Raw genomic sequence first — 15534 nt, 5'->3', positions numbered from 1 at the left:
ATAAAACATAATATTAACGTGTTGAAGAAACACTAATTACAGATAACAAACGACAAATTGAAATTGTATATTTGCAAAAAATTTACAATAATGTCTAAACCAGTTCGTGTGCGTTTTGCACCAAGTCCAACAGGACCTTTACATATTGGCGGAGTACGTACCGCTTTATTTAATTATTTGTTTGCTAAAAAAAATGGAGGAACTTTCTATTTAAGAATAGAAGATACCGACCAAAATAGATTTGTTCCAGGTGCAGAAGAATATATAATGGAAGCCTTGGAATGGTTAGGAATAGCACCCTCAGAAACTGTTGGAAAAAATGAAAAATTTGGACCATACAGACAAAGTGAAAGAAAGCCACTTTACAAACAATATGCTGATTTATTAATAGAATCAGGTAATGCCTATTATGCATTTGACACAGCTGAAGCATTGGATGCCCATAGAAAACAACACGAAGCAGAAGGCAAAACATTCATTTACAACCATCATAATCGTGAAAAATTAGACACTTCATTGGTAATTACTAAAGAAGAAACAGCTAAAAGAATTGCTAATAATGAAGATTATGTTATCCGTTTTAAAACTCCGATAAATGAAACATTGAATTTGCAGGATATCATTCGTGGAGATGTAAAATTTGATACGAATCTTTTGGATGATAAAGTGCTATTCAAAAGTGATGGAATGCCTACCTATCATTTGGCTAATATTGTAGATGATCATTTAATGGAGACTTCACACGTTATTCGTGGAGAAGAATGGTTGCCTTCTATGCCGTTACACGTAATGTTATATCGTGCATTTGGTTGGGATGCCCCAGAATTTGCACATTTACCATTGATTCTAAAACCAATTGGAAACGGTAAATTATCTAAACGTGACGGAGATAAAATGGGATTTCCAGTATTCCCATTAGAATGGAAAACCGAAGAAGGTCTTTCATCAGGGTACAGAGAGAAAGGTTTTTTCCCAGAAACAGTAATAAACTTCTTAGCTTTATTGGGATGGAATGACGGAACCGACAAAGAACTTTTTACTTTGGAAGAATTAACGGAAGCTTTCGATTTAAAAAGAGTCCATAAATCAGGAGCAAAATTTGACCCAGAAAAAAACAAATGGTTCAATCATCAGTATTTGATGAAAAAAGAAGATACTGTTTTAGCTGAGGAATTCTCTAAAATTGTTGAATTAAAGAATCTAAACAGATATTTTTCCTTAATCGAAATGACAAAAATTGTTTCGTTGGTTAAAGATAGAGCACACTTTGTTTCAGAATTTTGGGAAATGAGTGATTTCTTTTTTATCGCACCAACAAGTTATGACGAGAAAGCAAGCAAAAATTGGAAAGCTGAAACTCCGGCTTTAATGCAAGAATTGATATCGGTAATCGAAGAAATAAGTGATTTTACTTCTCTAAATATTGAAACAATCGTTAAAGATTGGATGACCAAAAACGAAATTGGAATGGGCAAAGTAATGCAACCGTTCCGATTGAGTTTGGTCGGAGCACTTAAAGGCCCTCACCTATTCGATATTGTTGAAGTCATTGGAAAACAAGAAACGATTTCAAGGTTACAAACTGCAATAACAACATTATAAAACAAAAAGCTCCCAATTTGGGAGCTTTTTTATTTAAGACATTCAATATAGACAGGTGAATTAAAAAACTCTAAAATATCCAGATTAGAATTCTCAAAAGATGTATTATCATATGAAGAAATTCTATCCATCAACAAGTTACAATCTTTAAAATAAAATTGAATTTTTGAAAAAATATCACCTCGCACAGAAACAGATTTAGGCTTCTTAAGATTATCAAATCGAAGACTTTCCAATATATTGCCGTTTAAATCTATTATATAAAAAATATAATTCACAAGACTACTTTCCTCATCATCCGATGATGTAGATGAAAGAATGAGTAGTTTAGAAGCACTCTCTGATAACACAAAATAACCATTTATCTCTTTTGAATTATTTAATTTAAACGTTTTAAATTTATTCTTCCCAATAAGAACATAATCAAAATCTTTAAAGCTTATTTTTTTTTCAATTTCAGAGTTTTCAAGTTTATAAAAAACTGTTTTTTCAATATAGTCAATTCGAAAAAAATTTGTTTTGATCGCAATCTTAGATCCACTATTAGTAAGAATAAAACTTTGAAAAGATTCCATAGAAAAGGAATTCATACTAATAAAAAATAATAAAAAGTAAAAATGTTTCATTTAAAGTAGGTTATCTATAAGTTACCAAAAATACAGTTATAGTAATTCATAGTTGTTAACAAAATATGAATCATAGATTATTAAATAAAATTGCACAACTTAACTTTTGTAACTTAAAAGATATTCCTACGTATAACATACACGAACTTAAAAACTTTAACCATGAACATTACCTTTATTTTTATAATCATCTTCGGCTTGATTATTTTTCTTTCCTCGTTTTTTACAGTGAAACAGCAAACGAGTATTATAATAGAACGTTTTGGTAAATTCCTGAGCGTAAGAAATTCGGGATTGCAATTTAAAATTCCGCTGATAGACAGAATTGCCGGTCGCGTAAATTTGAGAATACAACAATTGGATGTTTTGATTGAAACAAAAACCAAAGACAACGTTTTCATCAAAATGAAAGTTTCAGTACAGTTTAAAGTAATTCAAGAACATGTCTATAATGCATTTTACAAATTAGAATATCCTCACGATCAGATTACAGCTTATGTATTTGACGTTGTCCGTGCCGAAGTTCCAAAACTAATTTTAGATGATGTATTCGAAAGAAAAGATGATATTGCAATAGGTGTAAAACGCGAACTAAATGAAGCAATGTTGACTTACGGCTATGATATTATCAATACATTGGTTACTGATATTGACCCAGATATTCAAGTGAAAAATGCGATGAACAGAATTAATGCTGCAGATAGAGAAAAAACAGCAGCCATGTTTGAATCTGAAGCTCAGAGAATCAGAATTGTAGCTAAAGCTAAAGCAGAAGCAGAAAGTAAAAAACTACAAGGTCAAGGTATTGCAGATCAACGACGAGAAATAGCTCGTGGATTAGTGGAAAGTGTAGAAGTTTTAAATAATGTTGGGATTAATTCACAAGAAGCATCTGCCTTAATTGTAATCACTCAACATTATGATACTTTGCAAGCCATTGGTGCTGATACAAATTCAAACTTGATATTATTACCAAACTCTCCGCAAGCAGCCAGTGATATGCTAAACAGTATGGTTACCAGTTTTACTGCTTCAAATATTATTGGAGAAGAAATGAAAAAACAACCAAAAAGAGTCAAAAAAACAGATAATACTGCTATTGACTATAACCCATCTGATACTTCAGAGCCAACAGAACCAGCATAAAAGAAAATGTTTTACAATAAAAAAGAGGCTTAATCGCCTCTTTTTCTATTTATAAAATAACTGATAATGTATGGAACCACTGCTTTAATTATTGAAAGCAATTGATTTGGAATCGCTTCTTTGTATGGTGCCAAAAAACCACTAACTATATTTTCTGGTGTTATTTCATCTTTAGTTCTTTGAATGCTTAAAACTAATTTTTGATAACTAATTTCTTTTTCTAATTTTAAGATTTCAAGATCACGATCAATTGCTGCATATGATGAGTATTTTTTTGTCTCCATAATTAATCGTTAAAAAAGATTTCTGAAAATTTTTCTAAAATTGGTCCTTCAATTACTTTTTCCTTAATTAAAAATAAAAGGAAAGTGATAATCAAATAAAATGCTCCAACAATAAGAAATCCAATAGCATAACTGTCAAAATAAGTGCCAATCGCAAGAGCGGCAGCTAAAGAGCCAAATAACAAAACCATACTAAAACACAATAAAATCAAAGTAAACTTCAAAATCATTGTGGTAGATTTCATTGCAACCTTAAAACCCCACAATTTATAATAGGAAGCTGTACTCTCAAAATAAGCCTGCGCTTGTTCCTGAATATTCTCGGAGTTTTTTTTTATTTTATCAAAAGCCATATATGCTTGATTTTATTTCTGAAATTTAGCATTTTTTAATTTAAGTTCTGCTAATTTATTCTCTAAAAATGAAATAACATCCTCAGTCTTATGACTTAATGAAGAAACTATATTTTGATAATTACCATCAATATCATCTTTGCCTATTAATTCCTTTGCCTTTCCAACTAATTTTTCAGATACCTCATGATATTTATCCTGAAGATTGTGTTTGGCATCATCAAAACCATCTTTAAGTTTTTCTCTAGTTTTGGATCCTTTATCTGGTGCAAACAAAATTCCAACACCTGCGCCTATAGCTGCACCAACCAAAATAGCTACAATTGTATTTCCAGTATTATTTGACATTTTAATTAAATTTAAAGATTACTACTCATAAAATTACAACTTTATCAACAAACTTATGTTAACAAGCCGTTAAAGTGCAAATTACTGCTCAAAAATCCAAAATTAAGCCCCTGTTTAAACTAAAAATTAAAAATTATATATTTACATGTAAATAAAATAAAATTGTTTTAAAAAGAAGATAAAAAAGTCAATTTCAATAAATATAAACTATTAATATTTATTTATTAATACTTAAAATAAATAATAGTTTAATATTATTACTGTTAAATTTTAATAGTAAAAATTTATACTTTAAAAAAGCTAATTTTTTATAAAACAACGAAGGAAAATATGATTGATGAAGGAAAAAAGAGCTGTTTTTATAAAAAACTAAAATAACAACTTCTAAAGAATAAAAAATTTAAAAATATAAATTGATATCCCTAAAATCTAAAACACTCTTAAATTTAATTTATGGATGTTGATTTTTATCAATAATATTTATAAAATATTTAAAAACAATCAATATTTTATATAATAAAAAAGTGCTTTATAAAAAGCACTTTTGATTGATAAAAACTATATGTTAAATTTAAATTGAATTAAGTACTTCTAATACTTTTTCATTTTTTTCAATATTTCTTAATTCAGCAATTTGAGTTTCAAAAACTAAATTATTAACTAAATCCCTTTTTAGATTTAATAATACAAAAATACGTACAGTTGCTAATTGACTTTTCAAAGACATCGTATATAATTTGTGCACGATTTCTAAATCAATATCATTAGCTTTTACTTTATCGGAAAAATGTAAAAGCAAATTGGCAAACAATAAAGAATTATTGTCATTCTTCACATTTTTGACCACCGTTTGACAAAGTAAACTAAAATTGTCAATAGATTTGATGTTATCAACAATTGCATTTAAAAGAACAGAAGCATTATTATCATCTTTTTCTTTTACATATTTATTGATCTCTTTTTGTGTGTTCATCAACAAATTTGCTTCTTTTTTGTCCTTTTCTTCCCAAGCATCTTTAAGTCCAACTGTTTTGTTAAACACTAATTTTGAGTCAGTTGCATCTTTATCAACAACGAAATAACCCAAACGTTGGAACTGAAAATGGTCACCAATTTTAGCATCTGATAAACTTGGTTCAACAAAACCTTTTACGATTTGCAATGAAGAAGTGTTCATAAATTCCAAGAAACTTTTCTCTTTATGACTGTCTGGAGCTTCGTCTATAAACAAACGATCGTACATACGAACTTCAGCTTCTACAGCAGTTTTTACAGCAACCCAATGCAAGGTTCCTGCCACTTTTCTTTGACTAGCTTCGCTCCCACTTCCACTTCTGGAATCTTCATCATAAGTTACTTGAATCTCAGTAATAGTACCGTTTGCATCTTTTGTAACACTTTCTCCTTTAATTATATAACCATTTTTAAGTCGAACTTCATTTCCTAAACTCAAACGGAAAAACTTAGCTGGAGCCACTTCAAGGAAATCATCTCTTTCTATATACAATTCACGAGAAAAAGGAACTTTTCTATAGCCTGCCGATTCATCTTCTTGATTATTTTCTGCTTCAAGCCACTCCTCTACGCCTTCTGGATAATTGGTAATAACTACTTTAACAGGATCTAAAACAGCCATAACTCTTGGAGCAGTTTTGTTTAAATCTTCACGTAAACAGAAATCCAAAAGTGAAACATCAATAATATTTTCACGTTTTGCAACTCCAATCACATCACAAAATTTACGAATTGCAGCAGCAGTATAACCGCGTCTTCTTAAACCTGAAATAGTAGGCATTCTAGGATCATCCCAACCATTTACAATATTTTCCTGTACCAATTGCAAGAGCTTTCGCTTACTCATAACGGTATAGTTCAAGTTCAAACGAGCAAACTCATATTGATGCGGACGTACTTCATTTTCATCATAAATTTGATCCAAAAACCAATCGTATAATTCTCGGTGCATCACAAATTCCAAGGTGCAAATTGAGTGCGAAATTTGCTCGATGTAATCACTTTCACCATGCGCATAATCATACATTGGGTAAATATTCCAATCATTTCCAGTACGGTGATGATGACGATGTAAAATTCTGTACATCAATGGATCACGCATTAACATATTTGACGAAGCCATATCAATTTTAGCTCTCAAAACATGACTTCCTTCAGGGAAATCACCATTTTTCATTCCTTCAAAAAGAGTTAAATTTTCTTCAATAGAACGGTTTCTATAAGGACCATCAACACCTGGTTGAGTAGGTGTACCTTTTTGAATTGCCATATCTTCAGAAGACTGGCTGTCAACATAGGCTTTACCATTTTTAATCATAGCAACAGCCCATTCGTATAATTGTTGGAAATAATCAGATGAATATAATTCTTCAGACCAATTAAATCCCAACCATTTTAAATCTTCTTTGATAGCATCCACATACTCCTGCTCTTCCTTGGCTGGATTGGTATCATCAAAACGTAAGTTTACTGGCGCATTGTATTTTAAGCCTAAACCAAAATTAAGACAAATAGATTTGGCGTGACCAATATGCAAATATCCATTAGGTTCTGGTGGAAAACGAAAGCGTAATTTATCTTGAGGAAAACCGTTTGTTAAACTGTCTTCTATAATTTGTTCAATAAAATGAAGTGATTTCTCTTCTGATGCCATTTTTTATAATTATTTTAGCAAAGATAAAAAAAAGGTTTAAGGTTTAAGGTTTAAAGTTACTTAACAACCGTTAAACCTGAAATCTGAAACTTTAAACTGAATTAAAATGGGAACAATAAGATTAAAAAACATCCGCACTTTTTCGTACCACGGTTGTTTAATAGAAGAAGGAAAGATAGGTTCAGACTACAGTGTCGATTTGGAAATAAAAACAAATTTGAAGCATTCTTCGGAGTCCGATAACTTGAAAGATACGGTAGATTATGTACATTTAAACAAGATTGTGGTTGAGGAAATGGCTATTCGTTCCAATTTATTGGAGCATGTTGCCAAAAGAATTATAGATAGAGCCTTGGCAGAACTGGAAACCATTTCAAAAATAAAAGTGGGAGTTTCAAAAATAAATCCTCCTATTGGTGGTGATGTAGAAGCGGTTACCATAGAAATGGAAGAAGAGCGTTATTTCAAATTATAGCAATTAGTATAAAAATAGAAAAAAGTTAACTTTAAACTTTTAAACTTTAAAATTTTAAGTTACTTTTGCCATCCGTTCAAGAATGGCGTCGTGGCCGAGCGGCTAGGCTGGGCTCTGCAAAAGCTCCTACTCCGGTTCGAATCCGGACGATGCCTCTAAAACCTCTAAAGCAATTTAGAGGTTTTTTTTATGTTTAATTTTTAGAAAAAATTAGATAAAGATGTACTTCGAATCCGGACGATGTGTCTAGACTTCTAAAGCAATTTTAGCTGTTTTTTTTTATAATCATTTAAAAAAAAATGAAGTAAAAAAAAGAGACTAATAATAGTCCCTTTTGCTTAAATATTTTGATAAAAATTTACTTGTCTATTTTTTCAAAAGCATTTTTTACCATTTGCTTTTCTTTTGGAAACCATCCTTGAAAGATTAAAACTATTCCAAAAATCATCAAGACAACACTAATTCCTCTTTTTATTTTGTAAATATTGGTTGGAGTCATTTTGTGTTTCAATTGCTTAGCCAAGGCTATTTTAATGCAATCAATACTTAAATAAGTAATAATTACTGAGATAAAAAATGTAAGTACTCTTGAGGTTTCCATTTCTAATTTTGGTCCAACCGAAATAATAACCGCTAACCAAAAACCTAGTACACCAATGTTAATGATGTTCAGAAAAAAACCTTTAAAAAAAAGACCCAGATAGTTCTTTTTTATAATCTCATTATCAATTGATTTTGTATTCACTTTCTTTTCTTTTTTAGTTCCTAAGAAAGAAATAAAGCCATAAGCCATCATAATAAAACCTCCAAAAATGAACAAGGAAGAATTATCATTTAAACTTTGAATTAATCTATAACTACCTAAATAAGCAATTGTTATAAAAAAAACATCCCCTAAAACAACACCTAAATCAAAAACCAAAGCAGCTCTAAATCCTTTAATTATACTTGTTTCAAGTAAAATAAAAAACACAGGGCCAATCATAAAACTCAAGAGAACTCCCCATGGAATCCCCGTTAAAATATCGTTTATCATTAAAAAATGACTTTAAAAATTATTTATTATTTCTGAACAATAGTTCCACCCATAACTGTTTCTTGCTTTATTTCTTTTGGTTTACCATAAATAAAAATAGTACCTCCAGTTTTTACTTTAGCGTCAACAAGAGTAGTTGCATTTACATCGGCACTTCCACCAGCAAATATACTTACGGTTGTTTGGGAAGTTTCTAACTCTTTACCATTAAAAATACCTCCTGAATTAACAGAAACCGATTGAGTGACTGCTTTACCCGTTACTGTAACAATTCCTCCTGAAAAGGCTTTAATAGTTGTTTTATCCACATCTAATACAACTGTAATCTTAGCACCTTCCTGAGTGCCTAAATCAAAGGTTGTTTGCTTAAAAGCATCAGCACATGTTACCGTACTACCTTCATTGGCATCTATACTTTGAATTTTTTTGAAATATAATGTCACTTTTGCTTCATCTCCTGTCATCAATTTTGTTAATGGCATTCTTATTTTCAAAAGTCCATTTTTATTAACAATTTCCACTTTACTTTGTTCAGGTCCTGTAATTATGGCCTTCGTTTCATTGGAAGCTATTAGAGTAACACTTAATTTATCAAACACTTTTACATCATCAAAATCCTTGAGAACTATTGTGGTTTGTGCAAAAGTAAATTGAACTAGAAATACAAAAAATACAAAAATTATTCTTTTCATTTTAATAAAATTTAATTATTAATATCACTATCTAAAAATAACATTATTCATTCCTTCTTATAAAATTGAAATCCAATTGTTTTTTAACTAAATCGGCATTTTTTACTTTTACATAAATTTCATCACCCAATTGCAATAATCGATCAGAATTGGCGCCCACTAAAGCATATTGTTTTTCATCAAAAGTATAATAATCCTCTTTTATATCTCGGGTTCTCACCATACCTTCACACTTATTCTCTATAATTTCAACATAAATTCCCCATTCGGTAACTCCAGAAATAACACCAAGGAATTCCTGATCGTTATGGTTTTGCATGTATTTAACCTGCATGTATTTTATGGAATCTCTTTCGGCATTAGTTGCTAAACCTTCCATTGTAGATGAATGCAAACATTTAGCCTCATATGTATCTTCATCGACTGATTTACCCCCATCCAAATAGTACTGCAACAATCGGTGCACCATAACATCCGGATAACGACGAATAGGCGATGTAAAATGAGAATAATAATCAAAAGCTAATCCGTAATGACCAATATTATCTGTAGAATATTTAGCTTTGCTCATGGATCGAATAGCTAGAGTATCAATTAAATTTTGTTCTTTTTTACCATTCACCTCTTCCATCAATGCGTTCAATGATTTCGAAATATCTCCTTTGTTTCTAAAATCAATTTTATAACCAAACTTAGCGATAAGATTTTGCATCGCTATTAATTTATCTTCATTTGGCTCATCGTGAATTCTATAGATAAACGTTTTCTTTTGTTTACCAATGTATTCCGCCACTTTTCTATTTGCCAAAAGCATAAATTCTTCGATCAAATGATTGGCATCTTTCGAAACTTTAAAATAAACGCCTTCCGGTTCTCCTTCAGCATCAAGGTTAAATTTTACTTCTACTTTATCAAAAGAAATAGCACCTTCGTTCATTCTGTTTCTTCTGAATATTTTGGCTAACTGATCCATTTTAAGCGTAGCAGCCACGATTTCATCCGAAACTACATAAGAACTTCCTATAATGGAAATTTCGGCAGGAATAGTATTGTCTTTGGTCTCTATGATGTATTGTGCTTCTTCATAAGCAAAACGTTGATCGGAGAAAATTACAGTTCTACCAAACCATTGATTCACAACCTGACATTTTTCGGTAATTTCAAAAATAGCCGAGAACGTGTATTTTTCTTCTTGTGGCCTCAATGAACAGGCAAAATTAGAAAGCACTTCAGGTAACATTGGTACTACCCTATCGACTAAATAAACCGATGTTGCTCTTTGATAAGCTTCATCATCAAGTATAGTTCCTTCTTCAAGATAATAAGAAACATCCGCAATGTGAATACCAATTTCGTAGTTACCATTTTCTAATTGTTTGAAAGACAAAGCATCATCAAAATCTTTGGCATCCTTTGGGTCAATTGTAAAGGTTAGCGTATCACGCATATCACGACGTTTGGCTATTTCACTGGCTTCAATTGAAGTATCAATCTTTTGGGCAAAGGTTTCCACTTCGATAGGAAATTCAGCAGGTAAACCATATTCGGCTAAAATAGCGTGAATTTCAGTATCGTGTTCACCTGGTTTTCCAAGAACCTTTACCACTTTTCCAAAAGGACTATCGGCTCTTGAAGGCCAATCTTCGATATGAACCAAAACTACATCACCTTGCTCCGCCTCCCCTATTTTATCTTTTGGAATAAAAATATCAGTGTACATTTTTGGGTTAGCAGTTGAGACAAAAGAGAAATTCTTTTGAATGTCAATCACCCCAACAAAGTCGGTTTTGTATCTTTCGATAACTTCAATCACTTCTCCTTCAGCTCTTCGTCCACTTCTTTTATTATAAACATACACTTTTACAGTATCTTTATCTAAAGCGTGATTCAAATTATTGGATGGAATAAAAACGTCTTCTTCAAATTCTGGACAAATAAAATACGCCGTTTTACGACCGGTCATATCAATTGTTCCTTCGTAATACTCTTTACTTGCTGCTTTTATCAAATATTTTCCAGGTTCGGATTCTATAATTTTCTTTGAAGCAGCCAAAATCTTTAAATCTTTTATGATTTGATTACGGCTTTGGGTATCGTCCAATTCTAACTTGGCTCCTATTTGCTTATAATTAAAGGCTTTATTGGCACTTTGCGATAATATTTTTATAATTTTATCTGAGAAATCCTTCTCTTTCTTTATCGGCTTTCTTAATCTTTTACTCATGTATCTTTTCTTAAAAGTCTAAAATTACAAAATTGTATTCACTATTCCTTATTCTACCTAGAGTTTTAAACTAATAATAACTTTACTACATTTATAAAAAATTCAAAATGAAAGACTTTAAAACGATTGCTATTTTTAACTATCCACATGAAATCGTGGTACTTAGACATATTCTGGATCAGGAAGAAATTCATTATTTTTTCGAAAACGAACACATTGTCTCCATTGACCCACTGGCAAGCTTTGCCTACGGTGGAATTCAATTGAAAGTACACCCAAACGATTTTGAACAAGTTCAAGAAATACTAGACAATTTGAATTCCAAACTTTCTATCGTTTAAGAAATTTCAAAAATTCAATTCAATTTTTTTGTTTTCAAATTTTAAAGTTGTCAACATATATTAAATACAACAAAAAGAAAATTTAAATTTAAATTAATTATTTATGGTTATTATAGCTTGTTAATAGTTGCTATAAATTTCTAAAAAAATGTATTGAAATGAAGTTTTAGCTTTTTATCTTGAGTTATTAACATAGATATTTTAACTTAAATTGCTGTCTTTTAAGATAATTTTTAGATTAGTTAACAACTGTTAACAATTCAAAAAATATACAAATTGTAAATAAGTGAATTTTGTTTTCTTGTTGAAAAACCAATTTTAAGTATTGATAACTTTTCTAAAAATTCATCAAACTTTATTTGGATTTTAAATATAGGTTTTGGATTACTTATTTTTTGTTTACAAACCCAAAAAACTTCTAAAATTCTATCTAAAGTTATAAACATTTTATGTTAATTTAAGGTTAACTGAATATCAAGTAGTTAGCTTTTACTATTAACAATACAAAATATTAACATTTTAATTACATTCTGTACATTGATTTACAGACTATTGTGTATTTATGAAAATGTTAATAACCTTCAAATTTTCTTATAATCAAGTAGTTGTATTGTATTTGCATTATATAGGTTTCTACCTTATTACTTATTCCATTTATTAGAATTGAATAACTATTTTTTGGCTTATATCTGAAATACTTTGGTTAAATTTGCAGTTCAAAATCTAATACAAAAAAAATGAAAATTTCGATAGGGAATGACCACGCCGGACCAGATTATAAAAAAGCTATTGTTGCAATGCTTCAAGCAAAAGGATATGAAGTAACGAATTACGGTACTGATACTGAAGCAAGTGTTGATTATCCTGATTTTGCGCATCCGGTTGCCGAAGATGTAAGTGAAGGTAGAGCTGATTTTGGAATTGTTATTTGCGGAAGCGGAAACGGAATTGCCATGACTGTTAATAAACATGCTAAAATTCGTGCAGGTTTATGTTGGACTAAGGAAATTGCAGTTTTGACAAGATTACATAATGATGCCAATATTGTTAGTATTCCGGCACGATTTACTTCTATTCCACAGGCTGTAGAAATTGTTGAAACTTTCTTGGCTACTGAATTTGAAGGAGGAAGACATCAAAACAGAGTGAATAAAATCGCTTGTCAATAAAAAAAATCGCGAGGTGCTTCGCACCAAATATTTGTATAAGCTCAGTTAAAAACTGGGCTTTTTTTGTTTTATAATGGTATTAGATCCAAATAAAACAAAGTGATAATGATTATAATCTGAAAAGAAACGATTCCAAAAAATTTCAACAAATAGTTTGTTTTTGCTGTCTTGTGCCGAAAAATCGACATCGCAAGGGATGATCCAATTGTTCCGCCAAGAACCACCAAAAACAAAAGTGTTTGTTCGGATATTCTATTTTTGTTTTTAATGGCTAATTGTTTGTCGTAGCCCATTAATACAAAAGCGATTAAATTAACGGTTAAAAAAGTATATAATAAAATCATAATTGGAGTTCAATTAAAATTTAAAGATAGTATTTTAGCATCTCTTTTTTTCAAAGAAAAAGATTCCTTTTTAAACAGAAATTTACAATGACCAACTTACAATTTATATCAAAGTACGTTGCCACAGCAACAATCAATATTCAAAACACAGTTCAATTATTACAGGAAGACTGCACGATTCCGTTTATTTCGAGATATCGAAAAGACAAAACTGGAAACTTAGATGAAGTCTTTATTGAACAAATTGCCAAATTTCAAAAAGAATATGAAACGATTGTAAAACGCAAAGAAGCGATTTTAAAATCCATTCAGGAACAGAATGCTTTGACACCAGAATTGGATAAAAAAATCCAACAAAGTTTCGATTTACAGGAATTGGAAGATTTTTATCTGCCCTATAAAAAGAAAAAAAGAACCAAAGCCGATGTAGCAAGAGAGAATGGATTGGAACCTTTGGCCAAAATTATTATGGCGCAAAGCAAAGATGATGTTGATTTCGTGGCGACACAATATCTGAATGAAAATGTGATTAATGAAGAATCGGCATTGCAAGGAGCAAGAGATATTATTGCCGAATGGATTAATGAGAATATCTACGTTAGAAAGCAACTCAGACGATTGTTTGAGCGTAAAGCGACAATCACAACAAAGGTTGTTAAGTCCAAAAAAGAGGAGGAAGGTGCCCAGAAATTCAATCAGTATTTTGATTGGTCCGAGCCGTTGACCAAAGCACCTTCACATCGTTTATTGGCTATTATGAGAGCCGAAAATGAAGGTTTTATCAAGTTCAAAGTTGATGTAGAGTTAGACGATGCTTACGATATTATTGACGAACTTATCATAAAAGGAGATAACAGTACGACGCCACACATTCAATTGGCGATAGAGGACAGTTATAAACGTTTGTTGAATCCTGCCATTTCGAATGAAACGCTACAAGAAGCTAAGGCTAAAGCCGATGCAAATTCGATTCAGGTATTTGCGAATAATTTAGGGCAGTTATTATTGGCGCCACCATTGGGTGAAAAACGAATTTTGGCAATTGACCCAGGATTTCGTTCGGGATGTAAAGTGGTATGTTTGGATGAGAAAGGAGATTTGTTGTATAACGAAACCATTTATCCGCATGCTCCGCAAAAGGAGGAAGCCATGGCCATGAAAAAAATCCGTTCGATGGTCAACGCCTATAATATTGATGCTATATCGATAGGAAATGGAACGGCTTCGAGAGAAACTGAATTCTTTATCAAGAAAATTGCATTTGACAAACCAGTTCAGGTATTCATCGTATCGGAGGCTGGGGCTTCAGTCTATTCGGCTTCGAAGATTGCGAGAGAAGAGTTCCCTAATTATGATGTTACGGTTCGTGGTTCGGTTTCTATTGGGAGACGATTATCGGATCCGTTGGCTGAATTGGTAAAAATTGATCCAAAAGCAATTGGAGTTGGGCAATACCAACATGACGTAGACCAAAACAAACTTAAAGAAGAACTGGATAATACGGTAATTCGTTGCGTGAACTCGGTGGGGATAAACATCAACACGGCGAGTAAGCATTTATTGGGTTACGTGAGTGGAATAGGAGAGAAGCTAGCCGAAAACATTGTAGCCTACCGTTCCGAAAACGGCCCTTTTACAGATAGAAAGCAACTCAAAAAAGTGCCTCGTTTGGGTGACAAAGCGTACCAACAAGGAGTTGCTTTTATCCGAATTTCGAATGCGAAGAATCCTTTGGACAATTCGGCTGTACATCCCGAAGCGTATGCTATTGTTGAAAAAATGGCCAAAGATTTGAAAATAACAGTAAATGATTTGATTGCCAATAAAGAAAAAACAGCTTTAATTACACCTGAAAATTACATTACTCATGATATCGGTGTTTTGACCTTAAAAGACATTATAAAAGAGTTGGAAAAACCGGGATTAGATCCTAGAAAAGCGGCCACTGTTTTTGAATTCGACCCGAATGTAAAATCGATTAAAGATGTTAGAACCGGTATGATTTTGCCTGGAATTGTCAATAACATTACCAATTTTGGCTGTTTTGTTGATATCGGAATCAAAGAAAGTGGCTTGGTTCATATTTCACAACTCAAAGCCGGTTTTGTGAGCGATGTGAATGAGGTTGTTAAATTACACCAACACGTTCAGGTAAAAGTTACGGAAGTAGATGAGGACAGAAAACGTATTCAGTTAACAATGGTAATTTAAATGTATAAAAAATGG

General features: G+C 31.5%; 15 protein-coding genes and 1 tRNA gene. 7 read left to right on the top strand and 9 right to left on the bottom strand.

The window, feature by feature from the left end; translation table 11 throughout:
- Positions 1-90 precede the first annotated feature (90 nt).
- Positions 91-1602, top strand: a complete 1512-nt coding sequence (gltX, locus tag HQN62_RS02240) for a glutamate--tRNA ligase (protein ID WP_173503154.1) — start codon at positions 91-93, stop codon at positions 1600-1602.
- A 29-nt stretch (positions 1603-1631) separates the two neighbouring features.
- On the opposite strand, the gene HQN62_RS02235 is transcribed toward gltX, so the two are convergent.
- Positions 1632-2177: a hypothetical protein gene (locus HQN62_RS02235; protein WP_116796602.1), complete on the bottom strand. Its 546-nt coding sequence runs from the start codon at positions 2175-2177 to the stop codon at positions 1632-1634.
- A gap of 213 nt (positions 2178-2390) precedes the next feature.
- Here HQN62_RS02235 and HQN62_RS02230 point away from each other — a divergent pair, with 213 nt between their 5' ends.
- A complete protein-coding gene (locus tag HQN62_RS02230; RefSeq protein WP_116796603.1) occupies positions 2391-3374 on the top strand; it encodes an SPFH domain-containing protein in 984 nt (327 codons plus the stop codon).
- A 29-nt stretch (positions 3375-3403) separates the two neighbouring features.
- Here HQN62_RS02230 and HQN62_RS02225 read toward each other — a convergent pair whose 3' ends face one another.
- The 4 genes from HQN62_RS02225 to HQN62_RS02210 form a co-directional block, all read right to left on the bottom strand.
- On the bottom strand, positions 3404-3658 hold the full coding sequence (locus tag HQN62_RS02225; RefSeq protein WP_116796604.1) for a DUF6327 family protein: 255 nt from the start codon (positions 3656-3658) through the stop codon (positions 3404-3406).
- 2 nt (positions 3659-3660) lie between these two features.
- Entirely contained in the window at positions 3661-4011 is a 351-nt protein-coding gene (locus HQN62_RS02220; protein ID WP_173503153.1) for a competence protein, read from the bottom strand.
- A 12-nt stretch (positions 4012-4023) separates the two neighbouring features.
- Positions 4024-4359 carry a YtxH domain-containing protein gene (locus tag HQN62_RS02215; protein ID WP_077377526.1) on the bottom strand — a complete coding sequence of 112 codons (336 nt, stop codon included), beginning with the start codon at positions 4357-4359 and terminating at the stop codon, positions 4024-4026.
- Between the two features lie 571 nt (positions 4360-4930).
- Positions 4931-7027 carry a glutamine--tRNA ligase/YqeY domain fusion protein gene (locus HQN62_RS02210; RefSeq protein ID WP_173503152.1) on the bottom strand — a complete coding sequence of 699 codons (2097 nt, stop codon included), beginning with the start codon at positions 7025-7027 and terminating at the stop codon, positions 4931-4933.
- A 106-nt stretch (positions 7028-7133) separates the two neighbouring features.
- On the opposite strand from HQN62_RS02210, the gene folB reads away from it, so the two are divergent.
- On the top strand, positions 7134-7502 hold the full coding sequence (gene folB / locus HQN62_RS02205; RefSeq protein ID WP_173503151.1) for a dihydroneopterin aldolase: 369 nt from the start codon (positions 7134-7136) through the stop codon (positions 7500-7502).
- A gap of 84 nt (positions 7503-7586) precedes the next feature.
- Positions 7587-7657 (top strand) — tRNA-Cys (locus HQN62_RS02200).
- Between the two features lie 203 nt (positions 7658-7860).
- Here the strand turns inward: HQN62_RS02200 and HQN62_RS02195 are convergent.
- The 3 genes from HQN62_RS02195 to rnr are packed head-to-tail and all read right to left on the bottom strand — an operon-like array spanning position 7861 to position 11454.
- Positions 7861-8538, bottom strand: a complete 678-nt coding sequence (locus HQN62_RS02195; protein WP_116796608.1) for a LysE family translocator — start codon at positions 8536-8538, stop codon at positions 7861-7863.
- Between the two features lie 26 nt (positions 8539-8564).
- A complete protein-coding gene (locus HQN62_RS02190; RefSeq protein ID WP_173503150.1) occupies positions 8565-9230 on the bottom strand; it encodes a head GIN domain-containing protein in 666 nt (221 codons plus the stop codon).
- A 43-nt stretch (positions 9231-9273) separates the two neighbouring features.
- On the bottom strand, positions 9274-11454 hold the full coding sequence (gene rnr, locus HQN62_RS02185) for a ribonuclease R (RefSeq protein WP_173503149.1): 2181 nt from the start codon (positions 11452-11454) through the stop codon (positions 9274-9276).
- Between the two features lie 107 nt (positions 11455-11561).
- Between rnr and HQN62_RS02180 the strand changes: the two genes are divergently transcribed.
- Together HQN62_RS02180 and rpiB are read left to right on the top strand one after the other, a co-directional pair.
- Positions 11562-11795 (top strand): DUF2007 domain-containing protein, encoded by a 234-nt coding sequence (locus HQN62_RS02180; RefSeq protein ID WP_111408370.1) that lies wholly within the window; start codon positions 11562-11564, stop codon positions 11793-11795.
- A 737-nt stretch (positions 11796-12532) separates the two neighbouring features.
- Complete coding sequence (rpiB, locus tag HQN62_RS02175) at positions 12533-12964, top strand: ribose 5-phosphate isomerase B (protein WP_173503148.1); 432 nt, start codon at positions 12533-12535, stop codon at positions 12962-12964.
- Between the two features lie 68 nt (positions 12965-13032).
- Here the strand turns inward: rpiB and HQN62_RS02170 are convergent, their stop codons facing one another.
- Positions 13033-13308: a DUF1294 domain-containing protein gene (locus HQN62_RS02170; RefSeq protein ID WP_254454466.1), complete on the bottom strand. Its 276-nt coding sequence runs from the start codon at positions 13306-13308 to the stop codon at positions 13033-13035.
- 87 nt (positions 13309-13395) lie between these two features.
- On the opposite strand from HQN62_RS02170, the gene HQN62_RS02165 reads away from it, so the two are divergent.
- A complete protein-coding gene (locus HQN62_RS02165; RefSeq protein WP_173503147.1) occupies positions 13396-15519 on the top strand; it encodes a Tex family protein in 2124 nt (707 codons plus the stop codon).
- The last annotated feature ends 15 nt before the right edge of the window (positions 15520-15534 follow it).

Origin of the sequence: Flavobacterium sp. M31R6 (genome assembly GCF_013284035.1) — a bacterium.
In the GTDB taxonomy this organism is placed as follows: Bacteria; Bacteroidota; Bacteroidia; order Flavobacteriales; family Flavobacteriaceae; genus Flavobacterium.
This window is presented reverse-complemented; position numbering and strand designations above follow the sequence as displayed.

Coding starts and splice junctions, on each gene's coding strand:
- gltX (WP_173503154.1), top strand. CDS start 91: ATGTCTAAACCAGTTCGTGTGCGTTTTGCACCAAGTCCAACAGGACCT.
- HQN62_RS02235 (WP_116796602.1), bottom strand. CDS start 2,177: ATGGAATCTTTTCAAAGTTTTATTCTTACTAATAGTGGATCTAAGATT.
- HQN62_RS02230 (WP_116796603.1), top strand. CDS start 2,391: ATGAACATTACCTTTATTTTTATAATCATCTTCGGCTTGATTATTTTT.
- HQN62_RS02225 (WP_116796604.1), bottom strand. CDS start 3,658: ATGGAGACAAAAAAATACTCATCATATGCAGCAATTGATCGTGATCTT.
- HQN62_RS02220 (WP_173503153.1), bottom strand. CDS start 4,011: ATGGCTTTTGATAAAATAAAAAAAAACTCCGAGAATATTCAGGAACAA.
- HQN62_RS02215 (WP_077377526.1), bottom strand. CDS start 4,359: ATGTCAAATAATACTGGAAATACAATTGTAGCTATTTTGGTTGGTGCA.
- HQN62_RS02210 (WP_173503152.1), bottom strand. CDS start 7,027: ATGGCATCAGAAGAGAAATCACTTCATTTTATTGAACAAATTATAGAA.
- folB (WP_173503151.1), top strand. CDS start 7,134: ATGGGAACAATAAGATTAAAAAACATCCGCACTTTTTCGTACCACGGT.
- HQN62_RS02195 (WP_116796608.1), bottom strand. CDS start 8,538: ATGATAAACGATATTTTAACGGGGATTCCATGGGGAGTTCTCTTGAGT.
- HQN62_RS02190 (WP_173503150.1), bottom strand. CDS start 9,230: ATGAAAAGAATAATTTTTGTATTTTTTGTATTTCTAGTTCAATTTACT.
- rnr (WP_173503149.1), bottom strand. CDS start 11,454: ATGAGTAAAAGATTAAGAAAGCCGATAAAGAAAGAGAAGGATTTCTCA.
- HQN62_RS02180 (WP_111408370.1), top strand. CDS start 11,562: ATGAAAGACTTTAAAACGATTGCTATTTTTAACTATCCACATGAAATC.
- rpiB (WP_173503148.1), top strand. CDS start 12,533: ATGAAAATTTCGATAGGGAATGACCACGCCGGACCAGATTATAAAAAA.
- HQN62_RS02170 (WP_254454466.1), bottom strand. CDS start 13,308: ATGATTTTATTATATACTTTTTTAACCGTTAATTTAATCGCTTTTGTA.
- HQN62_RS02165 (WP_173503147.1), top strand. CDS start 13,396: ATGACCAACTTACAATTTATATCAAAGTACGTTGCCACAGCAACAATC.